Raw genomic sequence first — 20,362 nt, 5'->3', positions numbered from 1 at the left:
CGTTTATCCCCCCTTTGTCCCTTTATATAATTGGTTCTTCAGCATCGTTTCCATCTCAGTCGGCTCGATGCCCAAACCATCCATTTCCTCTATGAATTGCTGCACCGCAGCTTGCGCCATCTCGGAACGGATTCTGAGCAGCATCGCCGGATCGTTCTTGATAAACGTCCCTTGCCCCCGCAGCGTTTCCGTCAGGCCCTCCCGCTCCATCTCCTGGTATGCCCTTTGCACTGTATTCGGATTGACCTGCGACATTTGAGCCCGCTCTTTATGTGACGGAATCTTCGTTCCGGGTAACAGTTCTCCTCTAGCCAAAGCCTTCTTCACCTCATCCACCATTTGCAAATAAATCGGTTTCGGGCTGTCAAAATTAAGCTGCAACCACATTCCCTCCTTCTAACCGCGAGCCAGTGCACTATTGAACTAGTGCACTATTAGAATATGTGGATTGGGGCCAGTTGTCAATAAGGTAAATTCTGCGGTCTTTGGCCGGAATAGCGTGTGTGGAGTTCGTTAACCGAATCAGTGTAGTTCTTTTGGCATAAAGTTTTGTCCATGACCGTGACTTTTTAACATAATACTTCAGAAAACCAGAAGAAATCTGTTGTTGAAAGAGTACCTAGGACTTATACTAGAATTACCATAATGTTCTAAGGCACAAATGTTGCCAGCCCTGGTTTTCTATTGGATTGGTGATTTACAAATATGATACTATTGGAGGGGTTTCTATGAAAAAAATGGCGGTTGTTTTACTCGGTGCATTTCTATTTTTAAACGTAAGCGTCACAAGTACCTACGCAGCTAATGATGATACGGTATATCAGCAGGTGCTGGAGCAAGTTCAGGAAACAAATGAAGAAATTAGCGAGAAGATTGCGGAAGCAGATGAGCGTGCGGACGAGATTCTCGCAGAAGCTAAAGAAGAGGCAAGCACCAATGCGGCTCGATCTGAAGAGATTTTTGCCAAAGCGAATCAGGAGCTGGACAAACTGATCGCCGTCCTGATTAATGAAACGAATGCCCTCGCAGAGAATACGAAACGGTACGGCGAATCCAGAGGATATGAAATTATTTGCGAGCTGGTAGAAGTGGAAATCGGCGACCGCAAAGTATGGATCGACCCGCTGCGAGTAGGACACTAATACTAGTTGGAGGGTAAAGAATGAGAGGGCTTCATCTGGGGATTAACGGGATCTTCTTAGAAAAAACTATTGATGAATCCTCAGAACTAAGCCTTCTTGCAAGAGGTGACGGTTCGGAAGTCATTCTGCAGAAGATCAATGCGGAGAAAACCTTTTATGTGTTCCCCGGTGAGCATGCCGATACCATGGAGTTCTTCTTTATACTGGAAGGCACTTGTACATATGATAAGAAGGATGAACGGATCAGCCTGCATACAGGCGATTACTTCTATGTGAAGGATCTGGAAGACCCTGTATACTTTAAGGCTCAAACGGATGTCAGCATACTTTGGTTCTCAACCCAGCCGTTCTTCCACTTTATCAGCAAGAGTATCGAGAATTTAACTGCCATTGTCAAACAGATCGAAGAGAAAGATCAGTATACGTATCAGCATAGCGTCCGTGTGCAGGATTACTCTTTGAAGATTGCGAAAGAATTGCAGCTGTCCAAAGATAAATTGGAAAATTTATATTTCGCTTCCCTCTTTCATGACGTCGGCAAAATCAATACCCCCGCTGAGATCATGAACAAGACCGGAACGTTGACGGAAGAAGAGTTTGAAATCGTAAAGAGGCACGCTGCCGATGGATATGACATGGTGCAGTCTTCCTATTATGATCAAATCGGCCAAATTATACTGCAGCATCACGAACGGCTTGACGGTTCGGGTTACCCTAATGGCTTGAAAGGCGACCAGATTATTCTGGAGGCCCAAATTATAAGCGTCGCAGATACATTCGATGCTATGACTTCGGACCGGCCTTATCGTAAGGGAATGGACAGAAAGCAGTCCCTGAATGAGATCAAGAGTCTCATCGGCGTCCATTATAACCGCGACATTGTCGAAGCGTTTGAGAAAGCACTGCTTGCAGACGGATTGATAGATCCATCCTAAAGAAAGACCCGGTACTCTTGGTACCGGGTCTCTTTCATTTATATTTCCTTACGCACGATCGGAGCCACCTTGGTTCCGAGCAGCTCAATCGCTTTAAGTGTATCCTTATGGGAAATAGAGCTTGCATCCATATGGATCAGAAAACGGGTCACTCCCAAGTTTTTGCGAAGCAGAATAATCTTCTCCGCCACATATTCCGGATCCCCGGCGTAGAGCGCACCGCGCAGGCTGTTGGCTGCGTCGAAAGCATTCCGGTCGAACGTCCCGCTCCATCCGCGTTCACGTCCGATTACGGTGGACTGGTGCTGCCAATGCGGGTACAGCAAGTTTTCTGCCTCAGCCTTAGTATCAGCTATGAAGCCATGGGAGTGCGTAGCAATCGGGAGTTTGGACACATCATGGCCTGCCTTGGCTGCCGCACGTTTATACAGTTCAACCAGAGGCGCAAACCTCTCAGGCATTCCTCCAATAATGGCAAAAACAACCGGAAGCCCCAGCACCCCGGCCCGGACAGCAGACTCAGGGCTCCCTCCGGTACCAATCCAGACCGGGAGCGGCTGCTGAACCGCACGCGGGTATACGCCTAGATTGGGGATTGCAGCCCTGTGCCCTCCAGGCCATTCAACCTTCTCCGATTCGCGGATTCGAAGCAGTAATTCCAGCTTTTCTTCGAACAATTCATCGTAATCATCCAAACTGTAACCGAACAACGGGAACGATTCGATAAACGAGCCCCGGCCCGCCATAATCTCGGCCCGTCCGTCCGAAATCGCATCCAGGGTAGAGAACGACTGATACACACGAACAGGGTCGTCCGAAGATAATACCGTAACCGCGCTGGATAAACGGATACGGCTTGTCTTCGCTGCAGCCGCTGCCAGAATGACTGCAGGAGCGGATCCGGCATAATCCGGCCGGTGATGTTCACCGATCGCATACACGTCAAGCCCTGCCTGGTCAGCGGTGACAATCTCCTCCACCGCATTCCGAATCCGTTGTGCATGGCTCAACCCCGGCCCCAAAGGCCCGTCGGGCGATGCCTCCAAAAATGTACTGATTCCAATTTCCATTGCCATCGATTGCTCCTTTATGATTTATTGTCACTTTGCATAATATAGATCATTGTCTTCATTCCTATGAAAAATTATAACGAATCCTGCAGTCGGCCGCTATGTTCTAACTACATGCCGGGACGATCATCGTAGCTGCAGCACAAAAGCTCCCTCCGCGGATTCCGGTCCGCGGGAGGAGCTTTTATTTAAACCTGACTATGCTGGGCCATAGTTCTCTTCAAGAATTCCCTTGTGCGCTCTTGTTTAGGCCGGGTGAAAATCTCCTCTGGTGTCCCCTCTTCTGCGATCACGCCTTTGTCCATGAACACGACCCGATCCGACACTTCCCGTGCGAAATCCATCTCATGCGTCACGATCAGCATCGTAAGGCCGGAGTTCGCCAGCTCCTTCATGACCTTGAGCACCTCGCCGACCATCTCGGGGTCCAGGGCGGAGGTAGGCTCATCAAACAGCATCACATCCGGTTCCATGGATAATGCCCGGGCAATCGCTACACGCTGCTTTTGGCCGCCGGACAGCTGCTTCGGCTTCGCATTAATATAAGCTTCCATGCCTACCACTTTCAAATGCTTTCTGGCGATGCGCTCCGCTTCTTCCTTCGAGCGCTTCAGCACCTTCACCTGGCCTACCACACAGTTGCTCAGCACATCATGATTTTCAAAAAGGTTAAACTGCTGGAACACCATCCCCATTTTCGTCCGGTAGGAAGGAATGTCGTGTTTGCCGTCGAGAATATTTTGCCCGCGATAGTTGATCTGCCCGCCGTTTGGAGTTTCCAGCAGGTTTATACACCGGAGCAGCGTCGATTTCCCGGAGCCGGAGGAGCCGATAATGCTGACTACTTCGCCGTGGTTGACCGAAAAGCCGATGTCCTTCAGCACAGTGTTGGCGCCATAGCTTTTACTTAGATTTTGTATTTCGATGACTTTGTTCATAGGTCGCAGTCTCCTCCTTATCTTGCGGGCTCCATCGTGTAGCTTTTTTGGCCGTCCAGTTTCTTTTCAAAATGCCGCAAAATCCTCGTTACCGTTAACGTCATTACTAAATAAATCACACACGCCACAAAGAAGGATTCAAAATACCGGAAGTTATTGCCGGCGACCGATTTGGTCAGGAAGTACAGTTCCGATACGGAAATCACGTTCAGCACCGAAGTGTCTTTGATATTAATGACGAATTGATTGCCCGTAGCCGGTAAAATATTGCGAACCACCTGCGGCAGCACAATATTCATCATCATTTGCATGTGATTCATGCCGATCGCCTGAGCCGCCTCGAACTGTCCTTTGTCTATCGAAAGGATGCCGCCACGTACGATTTCCGCCATGTAAGCTCCCGTGTTGATAGAAACGATGAGGAAGGCAGCCGTCAAGACATTCATGTCTAGGCCGAGCCCTAATGCAGAACCGTAGTAGATGACCATGGCTTGCACGATCATAGGGGTTCCCCGGAAAATTTCAATATATACCGTCAAAAGGAGATTTGCACCATTCAGCAGGGTTCGTTGTCCCATGCGTGTTGGCGCAGGGATCGTTCGGATCACGCCCGCCAATAATCCTATAATGGCGCCGATGATCGTGCCGACTAGGGAAATGAGCAGCGTCATGCCTGCCCCGCGAAGGAACATCGGCCAGTTCTCTTCTACAATTTTGAGGATCCAGTCTAAACTCATAATTCGATATGCCTCCTGTATTTAAAAACCGACTGTACGGAATACAGCCGGCTTCTCGTTATGTTATTTGGCAGCTGGTTGGTTTTTGATAGCAGTATCCATGATCGCTGTGCGCTGCTCTTCGGTGATGCCTTTGAGAACCTCGTTAATTTTCGCTGTATCTTCGCTGCCTTTTTTCAGGCCGACCGCAATCGCTGTGTCATCCTCGGAGGTTTGGAAGCCTTCTTCCTTGAATTCTACCATCGCGAAGTTCTCATTGGCTGCAGAAGCACTCACTGCTTCCGGACGCTCGGAGACGTATCCGTCGATGATGCCGGACTCCAGGGCTACACGCATCGCAGGGAAGTTGTCCATTGCCGTTTGCTTGGATACGCCCTTGATTTGGTCAATGACCGAATAGTGGAACGTGTTAAGCTGTGCGGTTACTTTAGCCCCATTGAAATCTTGGATGGACGTGGCGTTTTCGTACTTGCCGCCTTTTTTCACGACCATGACCAGATTTGATTTATAGTAGTTTTCCGAAAAGTCGATGGTTTCTTTACGTTCTGCCGTAGGCGACATCCCCGCAATAATTGCATCGATCTTGCCTGAAGTCAGTGCCGGAACAAGCCCGTCCCACTCGGTTTTCACGATTTCCAACTCTTTGCCTAGGCCCTCTGCGATTTTCTTCGCGATTTCCACATCATACCCGCCTGCAAATTCAGCAGACCCTTTGATCGCTACCGCGCCATTGGAGTTGTCGTTTTGCGACCAGTTAAATGGAGCATAACCCGCTTCCATGCCTACTTTGAACGTCTCCTTGGATCCGGAGTTAGAAGAGCTGGACCCGGCCGTTTCATTCGATCCGCATCCCGCTAATAGAATTGCTGCCGACAATAACAGTGTTGAAACTAGTTTTGTTCTCTTTTTCATAGTAAAATTCCCCCTGATAAAATAATAAAAAAGCGGCCCGAGATCAGCTCAGGCCGCACTATGTATAGTACCAACATACCTCTGCTTCCCTTGGAAGATAGCGCAACTCAATAAACTGGGTGGTCTATTGAGACAGTCCTACAGCTCTTAACTGCAGGCCCAGCGCGTAATACTGAGCATATTACCCGCTTCGGCGGCCTTTCCTTCTCCATAGCCTCTTCGCCTTCTCAAGCTCCGCTATGAACTGTTAAACACCGCGCCTCTACCTCACCATGAAAGTGTGAGGTGATATTCAGTTATGATAAGTATGCTATATGGCATGGAGGTTGTCAATATTTAAACAGTGGTTGAATATGGTAGGAAGTATAAATTTATAGTATGATCCCATGAATTCGTATGAAAATTCTAGTTAGCCTCTAAGCTTCTCCATCCCCGCACTAACCTGACATTCCGTCTGATCCGGATACTTCACGGTGCCTCTAATCTCGCCGCTCTTGGTACGCTCCGCTTCCACTTCAATGATTCCGTGTGGAGTTGGAACCTCTGCCTTCACCCAATCGAGGGATCCCAGAGACGGTGTAACGGAGAAGTTCCCGAACCCTGGCGCCAAGGGTTGGATGCCGGCAACATACGCCTGCAAGCCATAGCTGCCCGTTCCGCCCCAGGCATGAGTGAGAGATAACGTGTCTCCCCGATCGCCAATCGGAAGACCGCCGTCAAGATTCATCATTTCCCAGTAGGTTTTGTGACCTTGCTCCAGATGGCTTCGTCCGACACGCCGCATGACTTCCAGCCCACGATCCGTCCGACCTGCGTGGAAGCTTGCCAACGTCTCGTAAGCGGACATGTATGGCCATATATTATTGTTGTGCCGCCAAACAGCGGATTGTTGCGGAAGTACGTCCCACCACCATGCACCGTCCACTGCCTCGTCGAACACAGGAACGACATTAATCGAGCCGCGTTCTGTCCAGAACTGCTTCTCAATCTCCTGCAAGATTTGCTCCCCTCTTGAGGGATCGACCACATCATGAAGAATCGCCCACAAGTTTCCGTCGATCGCAAATCGATCCCGATCCTTCGTGCCTGCAGGTATCATCGTCAAGAGAGGATTGCTCGGCACACTGAACTGAGCAAGGATGGAACGTTTCGTTCTTTCCGCCTGCTGCCGGCAATACTCCTGCATTGGATGCTTTACAAGAGAGAACATTTGAACAAGTGCATCCCAAGCCGCCTTCTGCGCCATCGCCAAGCCGCTGATCTTGCCCCGAGCGTCAATCGAATACATCCAGCTGTTGAGGCCGCTGATCAAGCCATCCGATTCCATTCGCTTGTTCATCCATGCCACGACATCGCATAACCTGCCCACATTAGCCTGCAGATACGCCAGATCTCCTGTCAGTAATACGTATTCCCACAAATTAACGATGGTCCACATCGTCCATTCATAGAAGATCTGGCCATAGGCACCGCTGCCTGGGATAATGCCTTGCTCCTCTCCTTCTGTGTGTTGGAGAGTTAAAAGCAATTCTATTGTATTCTTGACAATCTCGGGCTGGTCAAAGGCATATAAAGCAGTTAAGGAAGCAGGCCTGAGATCTCCACCCCAGATGTCTTTGTCCCGGCGAACGCCGTCCCAGATCACATAGTCCGAATAAGGACCTTGCAACGATCGCTGCGTATATTTCGAAGGCTGACTGCACAGCTCTACCGTATACGTCCCCATCGCCCAGCATTCGTTGATCAGATCGTCATTGCATTCGAAGCCCCCGACGTGTTGAAAAGGCGCAGCGGTATAATCGAGCCATAATCGGCGGATGGACAGCGGTTCGCTAGAACGGTTATCCAGTTCGAGATAACGAAGAACCGTCAAGTCCTCTTCCAACAGATAAGCTCCCTCTTCCCCGGAGAGCCATTGATCCAGTTGGCCGTAAGGGCGCATTCTCACATAAGCCGGAAATCTTCCGGCAACCCATGCTTCATCCTCGAAGCAGCGATACAGGGAAGGGAACAGCCTTTCGTCGCTCGTGTAGGCATAGCGTATCTGCGACCGCGCAGCAGCCGAGCCGTCTAATTCCATATGAAGCAGCCCTGCCCGCTTTACTTGAAAGTCAAAGCGAACCTTCTGTCCCGGCTGAAGTTCGAACGGCGCGAATCCATCCGGAACGAGCCTTCTTTCCTGTGGTGAAAAGGAGATTCTCATTTGCGCACCTCGCACGTGACGCCAGGCAAAAGGGATAGTTCCCGCCTGAGATCCTGTTTCATCCAATCACACACATCCCATAGATCGGCTAACGGAGTCCGTGTGTGAGGAACGGCATGCATATAGGGAATCGGCCCAAACTCCGGCGTAATCGTCAACGCTTGTTTTCCTCGTTCGGTGTGCAGTGTTACGATTCGTTTCCACCAGTCATAATGGGCTTGGCGCTCCAGAGCATACTCAGGCGCACTTGGGTCCGGCACCTGAGGTCCTTCGGCGAACCCTACCCGCGCATGAATATGAATGGCTCTTTCACAAGCAAGTTCAAGGGCGGCGGCATGATCCTCCAGCAGCGATTCGCATACGCATACCCAATGGCTAAAATCGGCAGCTATCTTCAATTCCTTGTAATGAGTAAGCAGTTGAGCCGTATGCCAGGGGGTAAACATCGCTCTGCCCCTATGCGTCTCATGAGCGACAGGTATGCCGGCCTTCTCCTCGATCCTCAGCGCATGCTCGAAGTATCGGCGCTGATCGTCCCATGACATGCTGTCTTTGGCGCTATGAATGACAATGACTCTCGGATTCAACTCTGCGGCTTTGAGTATGGCATATTCCGCCTCAGCCTCGTTGTTTGCAAAGCACAATACCGCTGTCGTAAAATCGTATTGTTCAGCAAGACGTCTAAATCTGGTAATATCCGCACCTTCCAGAGGAGTATGTTCGATTCCGTTATAACCGGCAGCGGCCATTTGCGCAAACTGCTCTTCCATCTCTCCCGACATACCCCATATGGACTTTAAAATTTGAATATTCATGAATGCTCACCTCGATATCGTATTCTCTACTTATCTTAGATAGCGGGCCCCGATTCATAAATAATATCCTCTTGTCATTCGGGTAGATTTTTGTCCGAATTCACTAAGTAACGCGCAAGAAGACGCCGAGGCGTTTCCACCTGGCGTCTCTTGCGCGTCTTCTTGCGCGTTAATCTGCTACTTATTCATTTATCTACCCTTTCACCGCACCCAGCGTAAGCCCTTTAACAAAGTATTTCTGCACAAAAGGATACGCAAGTACGATCGGACCCGTGGCCAGGACAGCCATAGCCATCCGCGCACTCTCTGCAGGCATCTCCGCCACGGAGGCGCTTGCATCAGCAGATACTAGGTTTGAGGTAAGGAATACCATGTTATTTTGGATCCGGTATAACAGGAATTGGAGGTTCACTAAAGATTGCTCTTCAATAAACATCATAGGGAGCCACCAATCGTTCCAGTAAGTCAATGCGAGAAACAATCCCACAGTGGCGAAGGCAGGCAGTGAAATTCTTGTCACGATGGAGAAGAAGATCCGGAATTCCCCCGCTCCGTCAAGCTTAGCGGACTCGACAATGGAATCGGGAACCCCGCTCTGAAAGAAGGTCTTCATAATGATAACGAAAAAAGCATTGATCAAATAAGGAATAATTAAAGCATAAAAGGTATCGTTTAAATGCAGCAGCTGGGTACAAACCAAATACCAAGGAACAAGTCCGCCGCTAAAGAGCATCGTAACCGCGGCATAGCCTGTAAAAAACTTCCCGTACCTAAAATCTTTTCTGGAGATGGCATACGCATAAAGAGAAGTAACCAGCAGCCCAAGGAATGTACCGACGAAGGTGGCCACGATCGTAATTCCATAGGCTTGGAGGACCATGCTGCTTCCGGATAAAATATAGCTGTAAGCGTCGAGCGACAGCTTTGCCGGAAGGAAGGAATAACCGTTCAAGCCCAGTGTCTTCTCATCCGTAAAGGAAATCGCGACTACCAGAAAGAATGGAATCACGCACAGCATGGCATAGACTGCTATGATGCAATGAATGACAAGCTTCCACACAGGTTTGACTTCGTTGACTTTGTTAGATTTATTCATATTGATCTCTCTCCCTTCTCAAGGTTCCCGACACTAGAAAATCGCCTTTTCCGGATCATATCTTTTAATCAACCAGTTCACTGTAACTATACAGATAAAGCCCATTATGGATTGATACAGCCCTGCCGCCGCTGACATGCCGATGTCTCCCGTTCCTCTCAATGCTCTAAATACATAGGTATCGATAACGTTCGTGACATTAAACAGGGGCCCGCTCTCCATAGGTGTTAGAAAGAAAAGTCCAAAATCAGAGTTAAAGATTCTGCCTATCCCCAGTAAAATCATGACAATAATGATGCCTGACAGCATGGGGACGGTAATTTTTCTGATCTGCTGCAGCTTATTGGCCCCATCCATGGCTGCTGCTTCATAGTAGCTTTCATCAATGGCCGCAATGGCCGCAAGATAAATAATCGTGTTATAGCCGGTATACTTTATCGTGTTTAACAGAAACAAGATGTACGGCCAATACTTCGTTTCCGAGTACCACATGACAGAGGGAAGGCCCATCGGCTCCAAAATCCTTTTATTAATGAAACCCAGATCCGGACTCAAAAAGGCATATAAGATGTAACTCAAAATAATCCAGGAAAGAATGTATGGCATCAAGAGGGCGCTTTGATAAGCTTTTACAAAATATTTGCTCTTGATCTCATCAAGGAGAATAGCAAGCCCCACTGCGAATACATTTCCAAGGACGATAAAGGCGAGATTGTACAGAATGGTGTTTCTCGTGATAATAAAGGCGTCCGGTGAGTTAATAAAAAACTGAAAGTTATCGAATAATACCCACTCGCTGTCGAAGAAATTCACAAACAGATTGCTTGAAAAGAACTTCATATCCTTAAACGCGATCAGCACGCCCGGCATGGGCAAATAACTTAACAGAAAGAATAGCAATGCACCCGGTAATACCATAAGGAACAGAGCTTTATTTCGACGGAACTCCCGAAAAAAAGACGGACCTGATTTCATCCGGTGTAACGCTTTACTCATAGTCATCCTCCTATGTTTGTTTTGATATGAGCATCATAAAACAGAATGGAATCGAAGCCTATTTCGCAATGTACACTTTGGTTGCATTTTGGTACGTATCCGGGGTTTGAAATCTAGACTTTTGTTTAGATTTGAAATCCTCAAAAAAATGACCGCCGAGGAATCCCGGCAGTCATTCAACGCATACCTTCTTATTTCTTCTTAGCCTTAAAAGCTTCGTATTGTTTGTTCATCTCATCGATGACCTTCATCAATCCGGCATCCTTAGCTTTCTTCTCAAAGGCCGGCAGGTACTTATCAAGATCGATCGAACCCGAAAGCAGGGAATCCCTATATTCGGTATCGACATTTTTAAGTGCGGCTACTTCTTTTTTCACGGGTTCTGCATCGAACGTAAACCCAAAGTCAGGGCCTCTAACCGCTTGTTTGTTAAACTCCTCAAAGTTCTTCCATTTGTTCGGGTCTTCACCTTTAAAGATGTAAGACAACAGCTGGTTGCCGAAAAGCCAGTTGGTCCCATGGTTCCAGCCCGAGTCTTTGCCGCCGTTAGCAGCAGGAGCGAAATCGATAATCTGTTTCTCTTTGTCTAACCATACCCAGTGCACTCCCTCTACCCCATAATCCATAAGATTGATTAGGTAAGGGTCTGTATACATCAAGTTGTAGAACATCAGAGAACGGGCAGGATCTTTCGCAGTGGTAGGAATGGCCATCATGGAGTTCGTTAGATCCGCTTGCGTAGAGACTACTTTTGACAACGGAACTTGATATAGATTTACACCATTTGATTTAGAAGCTTCTTTGTCGTTTCCAGGCTTTAACTGCGTCGGATAGCTGAACGCTTTTCCTGATTTCACTAGAGGAGCAAGGTCTTTCAAAGTTGCTGCATCTTTATTAATATATCCCTCTGTATAATACTTTCTTGTTGTGACTAAATAATCTTTATAGATGGGACTTTCGAAAACTGGTGCCCATTTATCCGTCGCCGTATCCAAATGAATGGCATAACTGATGGAATTCGCAAGTGTCATATCCCAGCCCAGACCGGCATGAAACACGGACAGCCCGCTTGTCATGACAAATGGCGTAATCGAAGGATCTTTTTCCTTTACAGCTTTGAAAACTGCTTCCAGATCTTTATAGGTCTTGATCTTCGTTAGATCAATGCCAAGCTTATCAGCCAGATCTTTGTTAAACATCACACCCGCTTGGGAAGCCATCTCTTTAATGGCCGGAAGATTGTACACCTTGCCATTAATGGATTGGGGCTCGATCCAATTCCGTTCGCTAAGAAGCTTCTTCGTTTCGGGTGCATATTTATCAAGTAATGGCGTTAGATCGGTCAGCAAACCTTTAGCTACAGCATTAGGGTATTGAAATGCCCAACTGTTACTTACAACCAGGTCGATTTTCTCGCCGGAGGCAAGAAGTGTCGATATTTTCTGATCGTAACTTCCCCAATCTAAAGCATGCAGCTTCACAGTCGTGTTGATTTTATCCTTCAGATAACTGTTCATCTTTTCTTCAATCAGTTCGACGTCCTTCTGCGGACCTGGACCTGTGTAGTACCAATCCAGTTCGATCGGCGGCAGTTCCGAGTTCGCTGAATTTCCCTGAGCAACATTTTCCTTTGCTGCATTTTCATTATTCCCGTTACTGCAGCCGGCGATGGCCATGGAACTAATGAGCACCAATGGCAAGACAAATTTTACAATACCTGCTTTGATCTTCAACCTTAATTCCTCCCCTAATGATGAATATAATTTCCTTGTGCCGCTTGTAAGGCGTGCACCTTGTCATTTATCGTAAGACTTCGTGTGAGGAAAGTATATTTCACAAACTAATCTTAGGTTGTATTTTCGTGCTCCGGGATGGTTTGAAATTTATATCAACCTTCGATTTTTATACTTCCATTCATGTTGTATTGTAAAACCAATCAGGTTGCCTATATACTAAATTCTACACGAGATGTCAGATCGTCAACGGGTATCTCCTAGATAAATCCCTTTATCGCTTTCCCAGGAGGATTGCCAATGTTTGCTGTTCTTCCCAAGAACCCTTTCAAGAAAAGAACCCTGTATTACAAAATCCTTTTCTACATCACCGTGATCGTGAGCGTATCGGTTCTTATCGTTTCTGCACTTCAATACAGCTATGCCAGGGATAACTCCATTAAGCAAATTAATGACTATAGTACGGAAAGCCTGCGCCAAGTAAGTTACAGCGCGAAGCTTCTGACAGATACTGCCCGCAATATGCTGTCTCAACTTATGTTAGATGCGGATGTCTTTGCTTTAATTAACGATACCACCCCTGATGAGAAGGAAATCGTCACGGGGATTCAAAAATTAGATACGTTTAAGAACAGTTTGGATTTCATACAATCGATCTACGTGTACAACAGAAATAACAGCACATTCTATTCCTCTCTATCTTCTCAATCTCTCCAACCGGAGAAGGAGTTTTTTGATACTGAACTTGTATCCATGCTCAAGCACCCGGATAACATCAAAAAATCAATTCCCATTTCCAGAAAAATACTGCTGCCTAACGTTCCACAGGATGAGCGGAATTATATCGATATCTTTACGTTTATCTATGTAGATAAGGGTTCGAACGGCGAGGTCGACAGTGCGATCGTCATCAATATTTCCGAGCTTTGGCTGCGAGAGGTAATCCAGGTCATCAATTCCGAGAAACTTGGGGAAATCGTGGTTGTAAACCACACAGGCAAAGTGATCAGCAGCAACCTGACCTACAGCCAAGTGAAGGAAGTTGAGCGGAGCGCCGGCCTCAAGCAAATTCTGCGTTCAGGTGAACCTTCGGGGGATTTAACTGCAGCCATCGGCGAAAATAAATACCTGCTCAATTACGTTTCTTTGGACAATGTGCAGTGGAAATTGATTCGTATCACCCAATATCAGGAATTCACTAAACAGCTGCACCAGCAGCTGGTAAAGACCATCATTTTCTCCCTGCTCATTATGCTTACCGGAGCCGTGTTGTCGCTGTTTCTTGGGCGGATGGTTTACAGGCCGGTGGATTCTGTTCTTTCCCATTTGGAAAACCAACTGTTTCAGAGCAAGAGCGACCGTTTTGAGCTTAAACATACCCTTCTAAGGAAACTGCTGCTCAGCGAAGAACTGGATGAGAAGAAACTCGAATCCCAGCTGCAAAAGTTCGGCACTCCTTTTTCTATCGAAACAGAGGTTGTGCTGGTTCTTTTTCAAATCGATAATTTTCAGGAATTTTGCAATAAATACAACTCCGGTGACCGCAAGCTTATGAAATATGCGCTGTTAAACATCGCGTCAGAAATCATGAGCAGTCTGTATCCGAATGAACCTGTGGAGCTGGAACCGAACCAGCTGGCACTTATCCTTGAAGTCGATCATAACACAGAAACCCTCTCCACTGAGGCATTCAAAGCAGCTATTGCGGACATCCAACAATCGGTAGAGAACTATCTGCATCTCACATTGACAACTGTAGTAAGCAATTCCGGCAGCTTATTTTTTGAAGCAGGCAAGTTATATCAGCAGGCCATAGAACGATCCTACTATAAATTTGATTCCGGGAAGACCTCTATCATCTTTTGCGATGAAATGGAATTAAAATCTGCGCAAGAATACGCGTTTCCTCAAGAATCGTGCAAAATCATGGTGGACAATCTGATGCTGGGGCGGTATGAGGACTCGCTACAGATATTCAAAGAAATCATTGAGTCTACAAGAGGCTTTTCGTTGTCAACGATCCAGACGGTATTGTCTAAGCTCATTATCCATATCAGCGATGCTGTTGAACAAATTAACAAAAACGCAGGCATCTCCTTATCCGTACATCTCAACACCTTTATTACTCACGTCACCAGCGCTGAAACGATAGCAGACGTGTATTCGGAATACGAGCATTTGTTAGAAAAAATACAGACCTTATCCGCTGATAAAAAATCAGGAAAACACGAAGAGTTGATTACCACCGTCAACCTGTTGATCCAAAATGGCCATGAAGATGTAAACCTATGTCTGGGAAGTATCGCCGAAAGCCTGGGCATGTCCTCACTCTATCTCGGAAGAATCTATAAAAAGCACACGTCTAAATCCGTTTCCGACACTATTAATGAAGTGAGACTCAAAAAAGCAATGGACCTATTAAAGGAAACCACTTTACCAATATCCAAAATCGTTGCCTCTTCGGGATTCGCCAATGACAAGTATTTCTTTACAATATTCAAAAAGCTGAATGGGATTACACCGACGGAATACCGGTCTAATGCTAGGAAGTTGCCGGATCATAGTATGTAGTTGGTGCTTTCGTGGAAAAAGACATAATGCAAAGAAGATGAACTTAGGGGGTTCATCTTCTTAATTTAAAGAGGCTCGCAACTATATTACTAATTTCCTTCAGCCGCCATAGCCGCTGCTTTTGTTTCGTGGACCGTGCCAAAGGGGTGCTCAGGCGGTGCATAGATTACGTATACTTTTAGCGGCTTATTCCCTATATTGGTAACATTATGCCATTTTCCTGCAGGTACCATAATGGCATAGTCCTCATAGGCTTTCTGTTCGAAGTCTAAGTTATCTTTCGTTTCGCCCATTTGAACAAGTCCTTGTCCCTCTTCGATACGTATGAATTGGTCGGTTGTCGGATGAACCTCTAAACCGATGTCATCTCCAATATTGATACTCATAACGGTTACTTGAAAATGTTTGCCGGTCCATAAAGCGGTGCGGTACGTATTGTTCTGTTTCGTAACTTTTTCAATATCAATTACAAGCGGTTTTTGTCCATAGTCGGTTACCGCTTGCCCATCCGATGATTCCAACCTTGCGGCATTATGAAAGAAACCCTGTTGAACCAACGGATTGTTTTGAAAATATCTTGTATAAGCTGGATGATACACCGGTGTATAAAAGGGAGTGTACCAAGGATAGGAGGGGACTACATACAAGGACAGCGGACTTGGATAGGTTCTAGGCATCCAATACATTTCATGTCATTCCTTTCCCAACATAAGTCGATACATCAGCGTATGCCTATGTTAGGAATAGGTACCTTGTATTAATCAGACAGACTGATTTACCTCGCTTCAACTATTCTGAAGTTGTCGATGCCGCTGCCTCGGCGATCGAAGCGGAGTAGAAGCAGCATCTGTTTTTTCCCCGCAGTTTTGCTTCATACATCGCTTGATCAGCATGTTGCAGCAGCATTTTCCCCTCACTGCCGTCTTCAGGATAGATGGCAACTCCAATACTGGCCGTTACATTGATCTCGAATCCATCGATGAACCGCAGCTCTTGAATGGATAAAATAATGCGATTTGCCACTTCCGCCAATTGCTCGTTGTTTTCAATCTCCTCAAGCAGGACGATGAATTCGTCACCCGCCCAACGCGCACATAGCCCCCGGTCTTCCACACACATCTGAAGAATGACAGCCACTTCCTGCAGCAGCCGGTCCCCCATCGTATGACCCAGCTTGTCGTTTACCTGTTTGAATCCGTCCAAATCCATGAAAAACACCGAGAACGTTCCGGTTTTGTTTTTCACGCGTTCCATCGTCTTCAACAGTCTTTCCCCAAGAAATCTGCGATTCGGGAGTCCAGTCAGCTCATCATAATTGGCCCTCCGCTCTTCATCCGTTCGGTCCCCGAATGCAAACAAATGTCCATGCAACAGCCCGCCTTCTTCCTTCTCGATCGGATTGACGTAACATTCGTAATATCGAGTTTCCCACTTACTCGTTACGATCGTGACCCGTTCCCGGAAAGGCGGTTTCCGGTGTTCCAAATATCCTTGGATCAACTCCCCTAAGGTGCCGTAGGAAGATTTCATCTTCTTGCAATAATCTGCTAACTGCTGTCCGCTGATTAGCGGCCTATCAAACATCTGCTCGAAGCGCCTGTTAGCAAAAACCACCTGGCCATCCTGGTTACACATAACAATCGCCTCTTGGCTCGATTCAAGCATCTTCTCGATGATTTTATTTTGCTCGGAATTCTTTTGGTACAGAGTTGTCATGTTTAAATACATTTTACTAAACTCATAGATCATCCCGCTCAGGACGATATTGGCGCAGACGAACGTGTTCCATTTGGCCACATACCAGCCGACACTAAATCTCCCGCCGCCGTAGAGGATGACCGCTACATCAAGCATAGAAGCAAGCAACGCAACACATAACCAGGACGACATCACGGTGCTGCCTCGAGTCATTCGGTAAAGCCAAACCAAAGTAATCAAGGTGGTGACGACAACAAATAATCCGAATCCATAGATAAAAAGAGGGGTAAGTTTGCCTTTAATGAGGAGAATCGGAAGCCATTCTTGCCAGTAGGTCGTTATGAAGGTGAATCCGCTTACGACGGCTATAACCGCTGCCAGTGTACATAGTGATATTTTTCTTGCCTGATCACTGGTCAACTGCACATGTTTGTATTTGGTCTCCATGAAGAGAAATAAACCGATCGATACAGCGAATCCCATATGCCACAGTAAATATAGCCAAGGCGCCGTCTGAGGGCTGGCATGAAACATACCTCCGGGTACGATTAAACCTGGAAAAGTTAACAAATACATGAAGCTCATTCCGCCCGAAAACAGATACCCTGCAAAAAGGAACAGAACCGACGGCGACCGACTAACCTGAAACTGGCTATAGAGCACGTAGGCAGTAATGAGCTCGAAGCAAATGACTGTTGAAAAAATAGCAGGCTGATATGCTTGCAGCTCTAATAATTGCACGCGCGCGAACGGAGCCGATAACATCGAAATGAGGGAGAGAATCACACCGATCATGAGAGCAAATCTTCGCTGGGAGCGATTCGTTTGCAAAGTTAAAAGATTGTCGACCTTGACTATAGGTTCCTGTAAGTAATTCATGGAAACCTCCTGATATTACGAATAGTAGTCATAATTCGACAAGATTTTCATTTTTCCTTTACAAACGGCAATATAAGCCACTCCATTGTCAGGAGTGGCTTATTCTTACGTGTTACTTGAAAGTATCATCCCTACTGTCCGTTTTACGGAATAAGCATAGGCTAACAAGTATCATTAGTATTGAAACAGTGATCATCATCGTATTTGAAAGTCCAAATTCAGCAAAATGATATCCTTTCCACATCAGTCCGGGCACCACTCCTCTAATTAGCTTTTGTGCTGCCGTGACGAAAAGTACCATGGCCAATACTCTCAAAAAAACTTTTATTTGTATTCCTCCCATTTCTTCAACGCCCGATTAGACCGTATAGCATGAGATTGTACAATTCACCGGCTTTTGCCTTATATACGGAAGCAGTTCCCCATTGATCCAAGCATGCCAGCCGTGGCCTGCAAAAACTCCAACACCGTCTCTGTAGAGATGGTGTTGTCCTATGGAGCGGTGTTTTCAATAAGTGATGCGGTCAGGAAGCTTAAGGCTACGCCGCCGCATCTATGTCACTGTTACGTTAAATAAGCTCTTTACGATTAGACAAAGTTCGGTAGAGCACGCAGCCAAACACAACGCTTAAAGCCGCACAGAGCCCAATCACGCCATATCCGGCCTGAAGCCCGCGCAACAATCCTATGGCGGAATCCGCCTCGTATAGATGTTTGACCGCCTCTGTGATCGCACCAATGACATAGTTGCCGACCACACTGCCCAATCCCATGAGCGTGACCGTTATCGTAATGGCGGTTTCGCTTTCTTTCGGATATCTTTTGGCAATGAAGGCCATGACCGTGGGGTATATCATCGCGATACCGATGCCGGATGCGGCAAACAGGAAAGCTGCCCTTTCCCCTCCCGCAATAGCAAGGAACGTAGACAAGCTGGACAGTCCAGAGAACACGATTAGGGACAAAATAAAGCCAATTCGATCTGTAACCGCACCTAACAGGAGTCGAGCGAGTGTGAAGCACAGGAAGAACGCTGACAGCATCCCTGAAGCTTCTACGGTATTCCAATTATAAGCCTTCTCCAGATAGTTGACTAACCAGCTGCCTATAGCAAGCTCTGAGACGACACCGAAGGTAAGAATGGCCACCATCAGCCATAGAACCCGGTCATGCAGCATGAGCTTCATGGGAACCCGCTCTCCCGTTCCCTGCTCCTCCTCCGATGGAAATGAGCTTGCAAGTGTGAGTGCGATCGGGATGACGGCTAACAAAAGCATGCTCAAATACATGCCACGCCAGTCCAGCGTATGTCCGTAGATCGTGACGCTCATCAATCCTGTCGCCACCAGAGGAGCCACCGTAGAGCTGAGGCCATAGAACCCGTGTGCCAGTTCATCATCATACCCGTATTACGGATAAAAATCCGCGCGCTCAAGATAGCCAAACCAATTTCTAGCATCCCATTTCCCATATACATGAGGAAGTAAGAGGACGCGAACATCGGATAACTATGCGAAAAATAGATGAGAACCCCCGCGACCAACATCGTTCCGAACGCGGCTACACTTACAAATTTTATACCCAGCCTACGAGTAAGATAAGCTGTAAAAGAGCAGGCAATCAGGTATCCTAGCGCGTTCAATGATAACAAAGTACCCAGCTGCGATTCGCTTAACATGAATTCCATCTGAATTCTTGGAACAGCGGGTCCCTTCACATTCTCGGATATGCCAAAAATAATAAAGCCTATAAAGATCGTCGCCAGCTGCATGGCGTAGGTTCGGTTAAGTTTGAAGAAACGCTGATTCATGTGATAATGCTCCTTGCAAAGTAGAATGTCCGATAAACCGGAACAATCCTATCAGTTTACCTTTTTACATCATAAACATCTAAACATGAGTACCATTTGACCGCCAAATATACCTCAATCGTATTTCATCAATACAAGCACCTAAATGCAGCCCTTTCACCGCATGTCTATGACGGCAAGTATAAAGGCTATCCTCACCGATAGTCTTTTTTGAAGCTTACTTTCTTGCGTCTAGAACAAACATGGACGCGTCCCTTCCCATGAAGATTTTACTTCCAGTATAAAAAGTCCTGGATTGAATATCCTTATACCCTATTTTCATCATAAGGTCCTTCAACTCTGCTTGAATGAATCCGTTATGGACGATTTCTGAAGCTACTTCTTCATTTTTATCAAAGTCAACTATTAATAAATGTCCACCCTCATTCAGAACTTTAAATAACCTCGATAGAACTGACTCAACATCATGAATATGAAGCAGAACCTGAGCCATAAAAATGTAGTCAGTATCTAACCCCGATTGACTTTCTTTCTCAAAATCAAAACATAGGGTATCTGCATTTTGAATATCTAAATCAGCAATTTTTTTCTTAACTTGATTCATCATGCTTTCTGAGGTATCCAGAAAAATCATAGCATTAAATTCATTTACCAAATTCAATCCTACGAGACCGGTTCCGCAACCAAAATCAACTGCGTTTTTGCCTTTAGTATCAATTAAATAACTACGTATGGCTTCCGACGCTACCTTTGCTATTTGAATTCGTTCGGAAGTGTCATACATATTTGCTATCAATTCAAACTTGTCCGTATTTCCCACGCATACC

At 46.5% G+C, this 20,362-nt stretch carries 16 protein-coding genes, 1 pseudogene and 1 riboswitch; of the genes and pseudogenes, 3 read left to right on the top strand and 14 right to left on the bottom strand.

Annotated features, from left to right (window positions below):
* Window positions 1-3: 3 nt before the first annotated feature.
* Entirely contained in the window at window positions 4-381 is a 378-nt protein-coding gene (locus ACFSUF_RS23210; RefSeq protein WP_377607091.1) for a GntR family transcriptional regulator, read from the bottom strand.
* 347 nt (window positions 382-728) lie between these two features.
* Here ACFSUF_RS23210 and ACFSUF_RS23205 point away from each other — a divergent pair, with 347 nt between their 5' ends.
* Window positions 729-1,142, top strand: a complete 414-nt coding sequence (locus tag ACFSUF_RS23205; protein ID WP_377607089.1) for a hypothetical protein — start codon at window positions 729-731, stop codon at window positions 1,140-1,142.
* A gap of 20 nt (window positions 1,143-1,162) precedes the next feature.
* Window positions 1,163-2,077: an HD domain-containing phosphohydrolase gene (locus tag ACFSUF_RS23200; protein WP_377607087.1), complete on the top strand. Its 915-nt coding sequence runs from the start codon at window positions 1,163-1,165 to the stop codon at window positions 2,075-2,077.
* A 38-nt stretch (window positions 2,078-2,115) separates the two neighbouring features.
* On the opposite strand, the gene ACFSUF_RS23195 is transcribed toward ACFSUF_RS23200, so the two are convergent.
* The 9 genes from ACFSUF_RS23195 to ACFSUF_RS23155 all read right to left on the bottom strand — a co-directional run bounded on the left by ACFSUF_RS23195 (window position 2,116) and on the right by ACFSUF_RS23155 (window position 12,577).
* Window positions 2,116-3,147, bottom strand: a complete 1,032-nt coding sequence (locus ACFSUF_RS23195; protein WP_377607604.1) for an Atu2307/SP_0267 family LLM class monooxygenase — start codon at window positions 3,145-3,147, stop codon at window positions 2,116-2,118.
* Between the two features lie 188 nt (window positions 3,148-3,335).
* Complete coding sequence (locus ACFSUF_RS23190; protein ID WP_377607085.1) at window positions 3,336-4,085, bottom strand: amino acid ABC transporter ATP-binding protein; 750 nt, start codon at window positions 4,083-4,085, stop codon at window positions 3,336-3,338.
* A 17-nt stretch (window positions 4,086-4,102) separates the two neighbouring features.
* Window positions 4,103-4,822 (bottom strand): amino acid ABC transporter permease, encoded by a 720-nt coding sequence (locus ACFSUF_RS23185; RefSeq protein WP_377607083.1) that lies wholly within the window; start codon window positions 4,820-4,822, stop codon window positions 4,103-4,105.
* A 63-nt stretch (window positions 4,823-4,885) separates the two neighbouring features.
* A complete protein-coding gene (locus ACFSUF_RS23180; RefSeq protein WP_377607081.1) occupies window positions 4,886-5,734 on the bottom strand; it encodes a transporter substrate-binding domain-containing protein in 849 nt (282 codons plus the stop codon).
* Window positions 5,735-5,824: 90 nt separating this feature from the next.
* Window positions 5,825-6,007, bottom strand: a riboswitch (Lysine riboswitch).
* 136 nt (window positions 6,008-6,143) lie between these two features.
* Entirely contained in the window at window positions 6,144-7,937 is a 1,794-nt protein-coding gene (locus tag ACFSUF_RS23175) for an alpha-L-rhamnosidase C-terminal domain-containing protein (protein WP_377607079.1), read from the bottom strand.
* Entirely contained in the window at window positions 7,934-8,752 is an 819-nt protein-coding gene (locus tag ACFSUF_RS23170) for a sugar phosphate isomerase/epimerase family protein (RefSeq protein ID WP_377607077.1), read from the bottom strand. Before ACFSUF_RS23170 ends, ACFSUF_RS23175 begins: the two co-directional genes overlap by 4 nt.
* Before the next feature lie 193 nt (window positions 8,753-8,945).
* Window positions 8,946-9,848 carry a carbohydrate ABC transporter permease gene (locus ACFSUF_RS23165; protein WP_377607075.1) on the bottom strand — a complete coding sequence of 301 codons (903 nt, stop codon included), beginning with the start codon at window positions 9,846-9,848 and terminating at the stop codon, window positions 8,946-8,948.
* Window positions 9,849-9,881: 33 nt separating this feature from the next.
* Window positions 9,882-10,844: an ABC transporter permease gene (locus tag ACFSUF_RS23160; protein ID WP_377607073.1), complete on the bottom strand. Its 963-nt coding sequence runs from the start codon at window positions 10,842-10,844 to the stop codon at window positions 9,882-9,884.
* Window positions 10,845-11,035: 191 nt separating this feature from the next.
* Window positions 11,036-12,577 carry an ABC transporter substrate-binding protein gene (locus tag ACFSUF_RS23155; RefSeq protein WP_377607071.1) on the bottom strand — a complete coding sequence of 514 codons (1,542 nt, stop codon included), beginning with the start codon at window positions 12,575-12,577 and terminating at the stop codon, window positions 11,036-11,038.
* A gap of 300 nt (window positions 12,578-12,877) precedes the next feature.
* On the opposite strand from ACFSUF_RS23155, the gene ACFSUF_RS23150 reads away from it, so the two are divergent.
* Entirely contained in the window at window positions 12,878-15,148 is a 2,271-nt protein-coding gene (locus ACFSUF_RS23150) for an AraC family transcriptional regulator (RefSeq protein WP_377607069.1), read from the top strand.
* Between the two features lie 89 nt (window positions 15,149-15,237).
* Here the strand turns inward: ACFSUF_RS23150 and ACFSUF_RS23145 are convergent, their stop codons facing one another.
* From ACFSUF_RS23145 to ACFSUF_RS23130, 4 genes and pseudogenes are all read right to left on the bottom strand, one after another.
* Window positions 15,238-15,834: a cupin domain-containing protein gene (locus ACFSUF_RS23145; RefSeq protein ID WP_377607067.1), complete on the bottom strand. Its 597-nt coding sequence runs from the start codon at window positions 15,832-15,834 to the stop codon at window positions 15,238-15,240.
* 103 nt (window positions 15,835-15,937) lie between these two features.
* Entirely contained in the window at window positions 15,938-17,725 is a 1,788-nt protein-coding gene (locus tag ACFSUF_RS23140; RefSeq protein ID WP_377607065.1) for a diguanylate cyclase domain-containing protein, read from the bottom strand.
* A 569-nt stretch (window positions 17,726-18,294) separates the two neighbouring features.
* A pseudogene (locus ACFSUF_RS23135) lies at window positions 18,295-19,535 on the bottom strand (MFS transporter).
* 217 nt (window positions 19,536-19,752) lie between these two features.
* Window positions 19,753-20,355, bottom strand: a complete 603-nt coding sequence (locus ACFSUF_RS23130; protein ID WP_377607063.1) for a class I SAM-dependent methyltransferase — start codon at window positions 20,353-20,355, stop codon at window positions 19,753-19,755.
* Window positions 20,356-20,362: the final 7 nt, after the last annotated feature.

This window comes from Paenibacillus gansuensis (assembly GCF_042684925.1).
Classification (GTDB): Bacteria; Bacillota; Bacilli; order Paenibacillales; family DY6; genus Paenibacillus_N; species Paenibacillus_N gansuensis.
This window is presented reverse-complemented; position numbering and strand designations above follow the sequence as displayed.

Coding starts and splice junctions, on each gene's coding strand:
- ACFSUF_RS23140 (WP_377607065.1), bottom strand. CDS start 17,725: ATGAATTACTTACAGGAACCTATAGTCAAGGTCGACAATCTTTTAACT.
- ACFSUF_RS23175 (WP_377607079.1), bottom strand. CDS start 7,937: ATGAGAATCTCCTTTTCACCACAGGAAAGAAGGCTCGTTCCGGATGGA.
- ACFSUF_RS23170 (WP_377607077.1), bottom strand. CDS start 8,752: ATGAATATTCAAATTTTAAAGTCCATATGGGGTATGTCGGGAGAGATG.
- ACFSUF_RS23150 (WP_377607069.1), top strand. CDS start 12,878: ATGTTTGCTGTTCTTCCCAAGAACCCTTTCAAGAAAAGAACCCTGTAT.
- ACFSUF_RS23190 (WP_377607085.1), bottom strand. CDS start 4,085: ATGAACAAAGTCATCGAAATACAAAATCTAAGTAAAAGCTATGGCGCC.
- ACFSUF_RS23185 (WP_377607083.1), bottom strand. CDS start 4,822: ATGAGTTTAGACTGGATCCTCAAAATTGTAGAAGAGAACTGGCCGATG.
- ACFSUF_RS23145 (WP_377607067.1), bottom strand. CDS start 15,834: ATGTATTGGATGCCTAGAACCTATCCAAGTCCGCTGTCCTTGTATGTA.
- ACFSUF_RS23205 (WP_377607089.1), top strand. CDS start 729: ATGAAAAAAATGGCGGTTGTTTTACTCGGTGCATTTCTATTTTTAAAC.
- ACFSUF_RS23195 (WP_377607604.1), bottom strand. CDS start 3,147: ATGGAAATTGGAATCAGTACATTTTTGGAGGCATCGCCCGACGGGCCT.
- ACFSUF_RS23160 (WP_377607073.1), bottom strand. CDS start 10,844: ATGAGTAAAGCGTTACACCGGATGAAATCAGGTCCGTCTTTTTTTCGG.
- ACFSUF_RS23180 (WP_377607081.1), bottom strand. CDS start 5,734: ATGAAAAAGAGAACAAAACTAGTTTCAACACTGTTATTGTCGGCAGCA.
- ACFSUF_RS23165 (WP_377607075.1), bottom strand. CDS start 9,848: ATGAATAAATCTAACAAAGTCAACGAAGTCAAACCTGTGTGGAAGCTT.
- ACFSUF_RS23200 (WP_377607087.1), top strand. CDS start 1,163: ATGAGAGGGCTTCATCTGGGGATTAACGGGATCTTCTTAGAAAAAACT.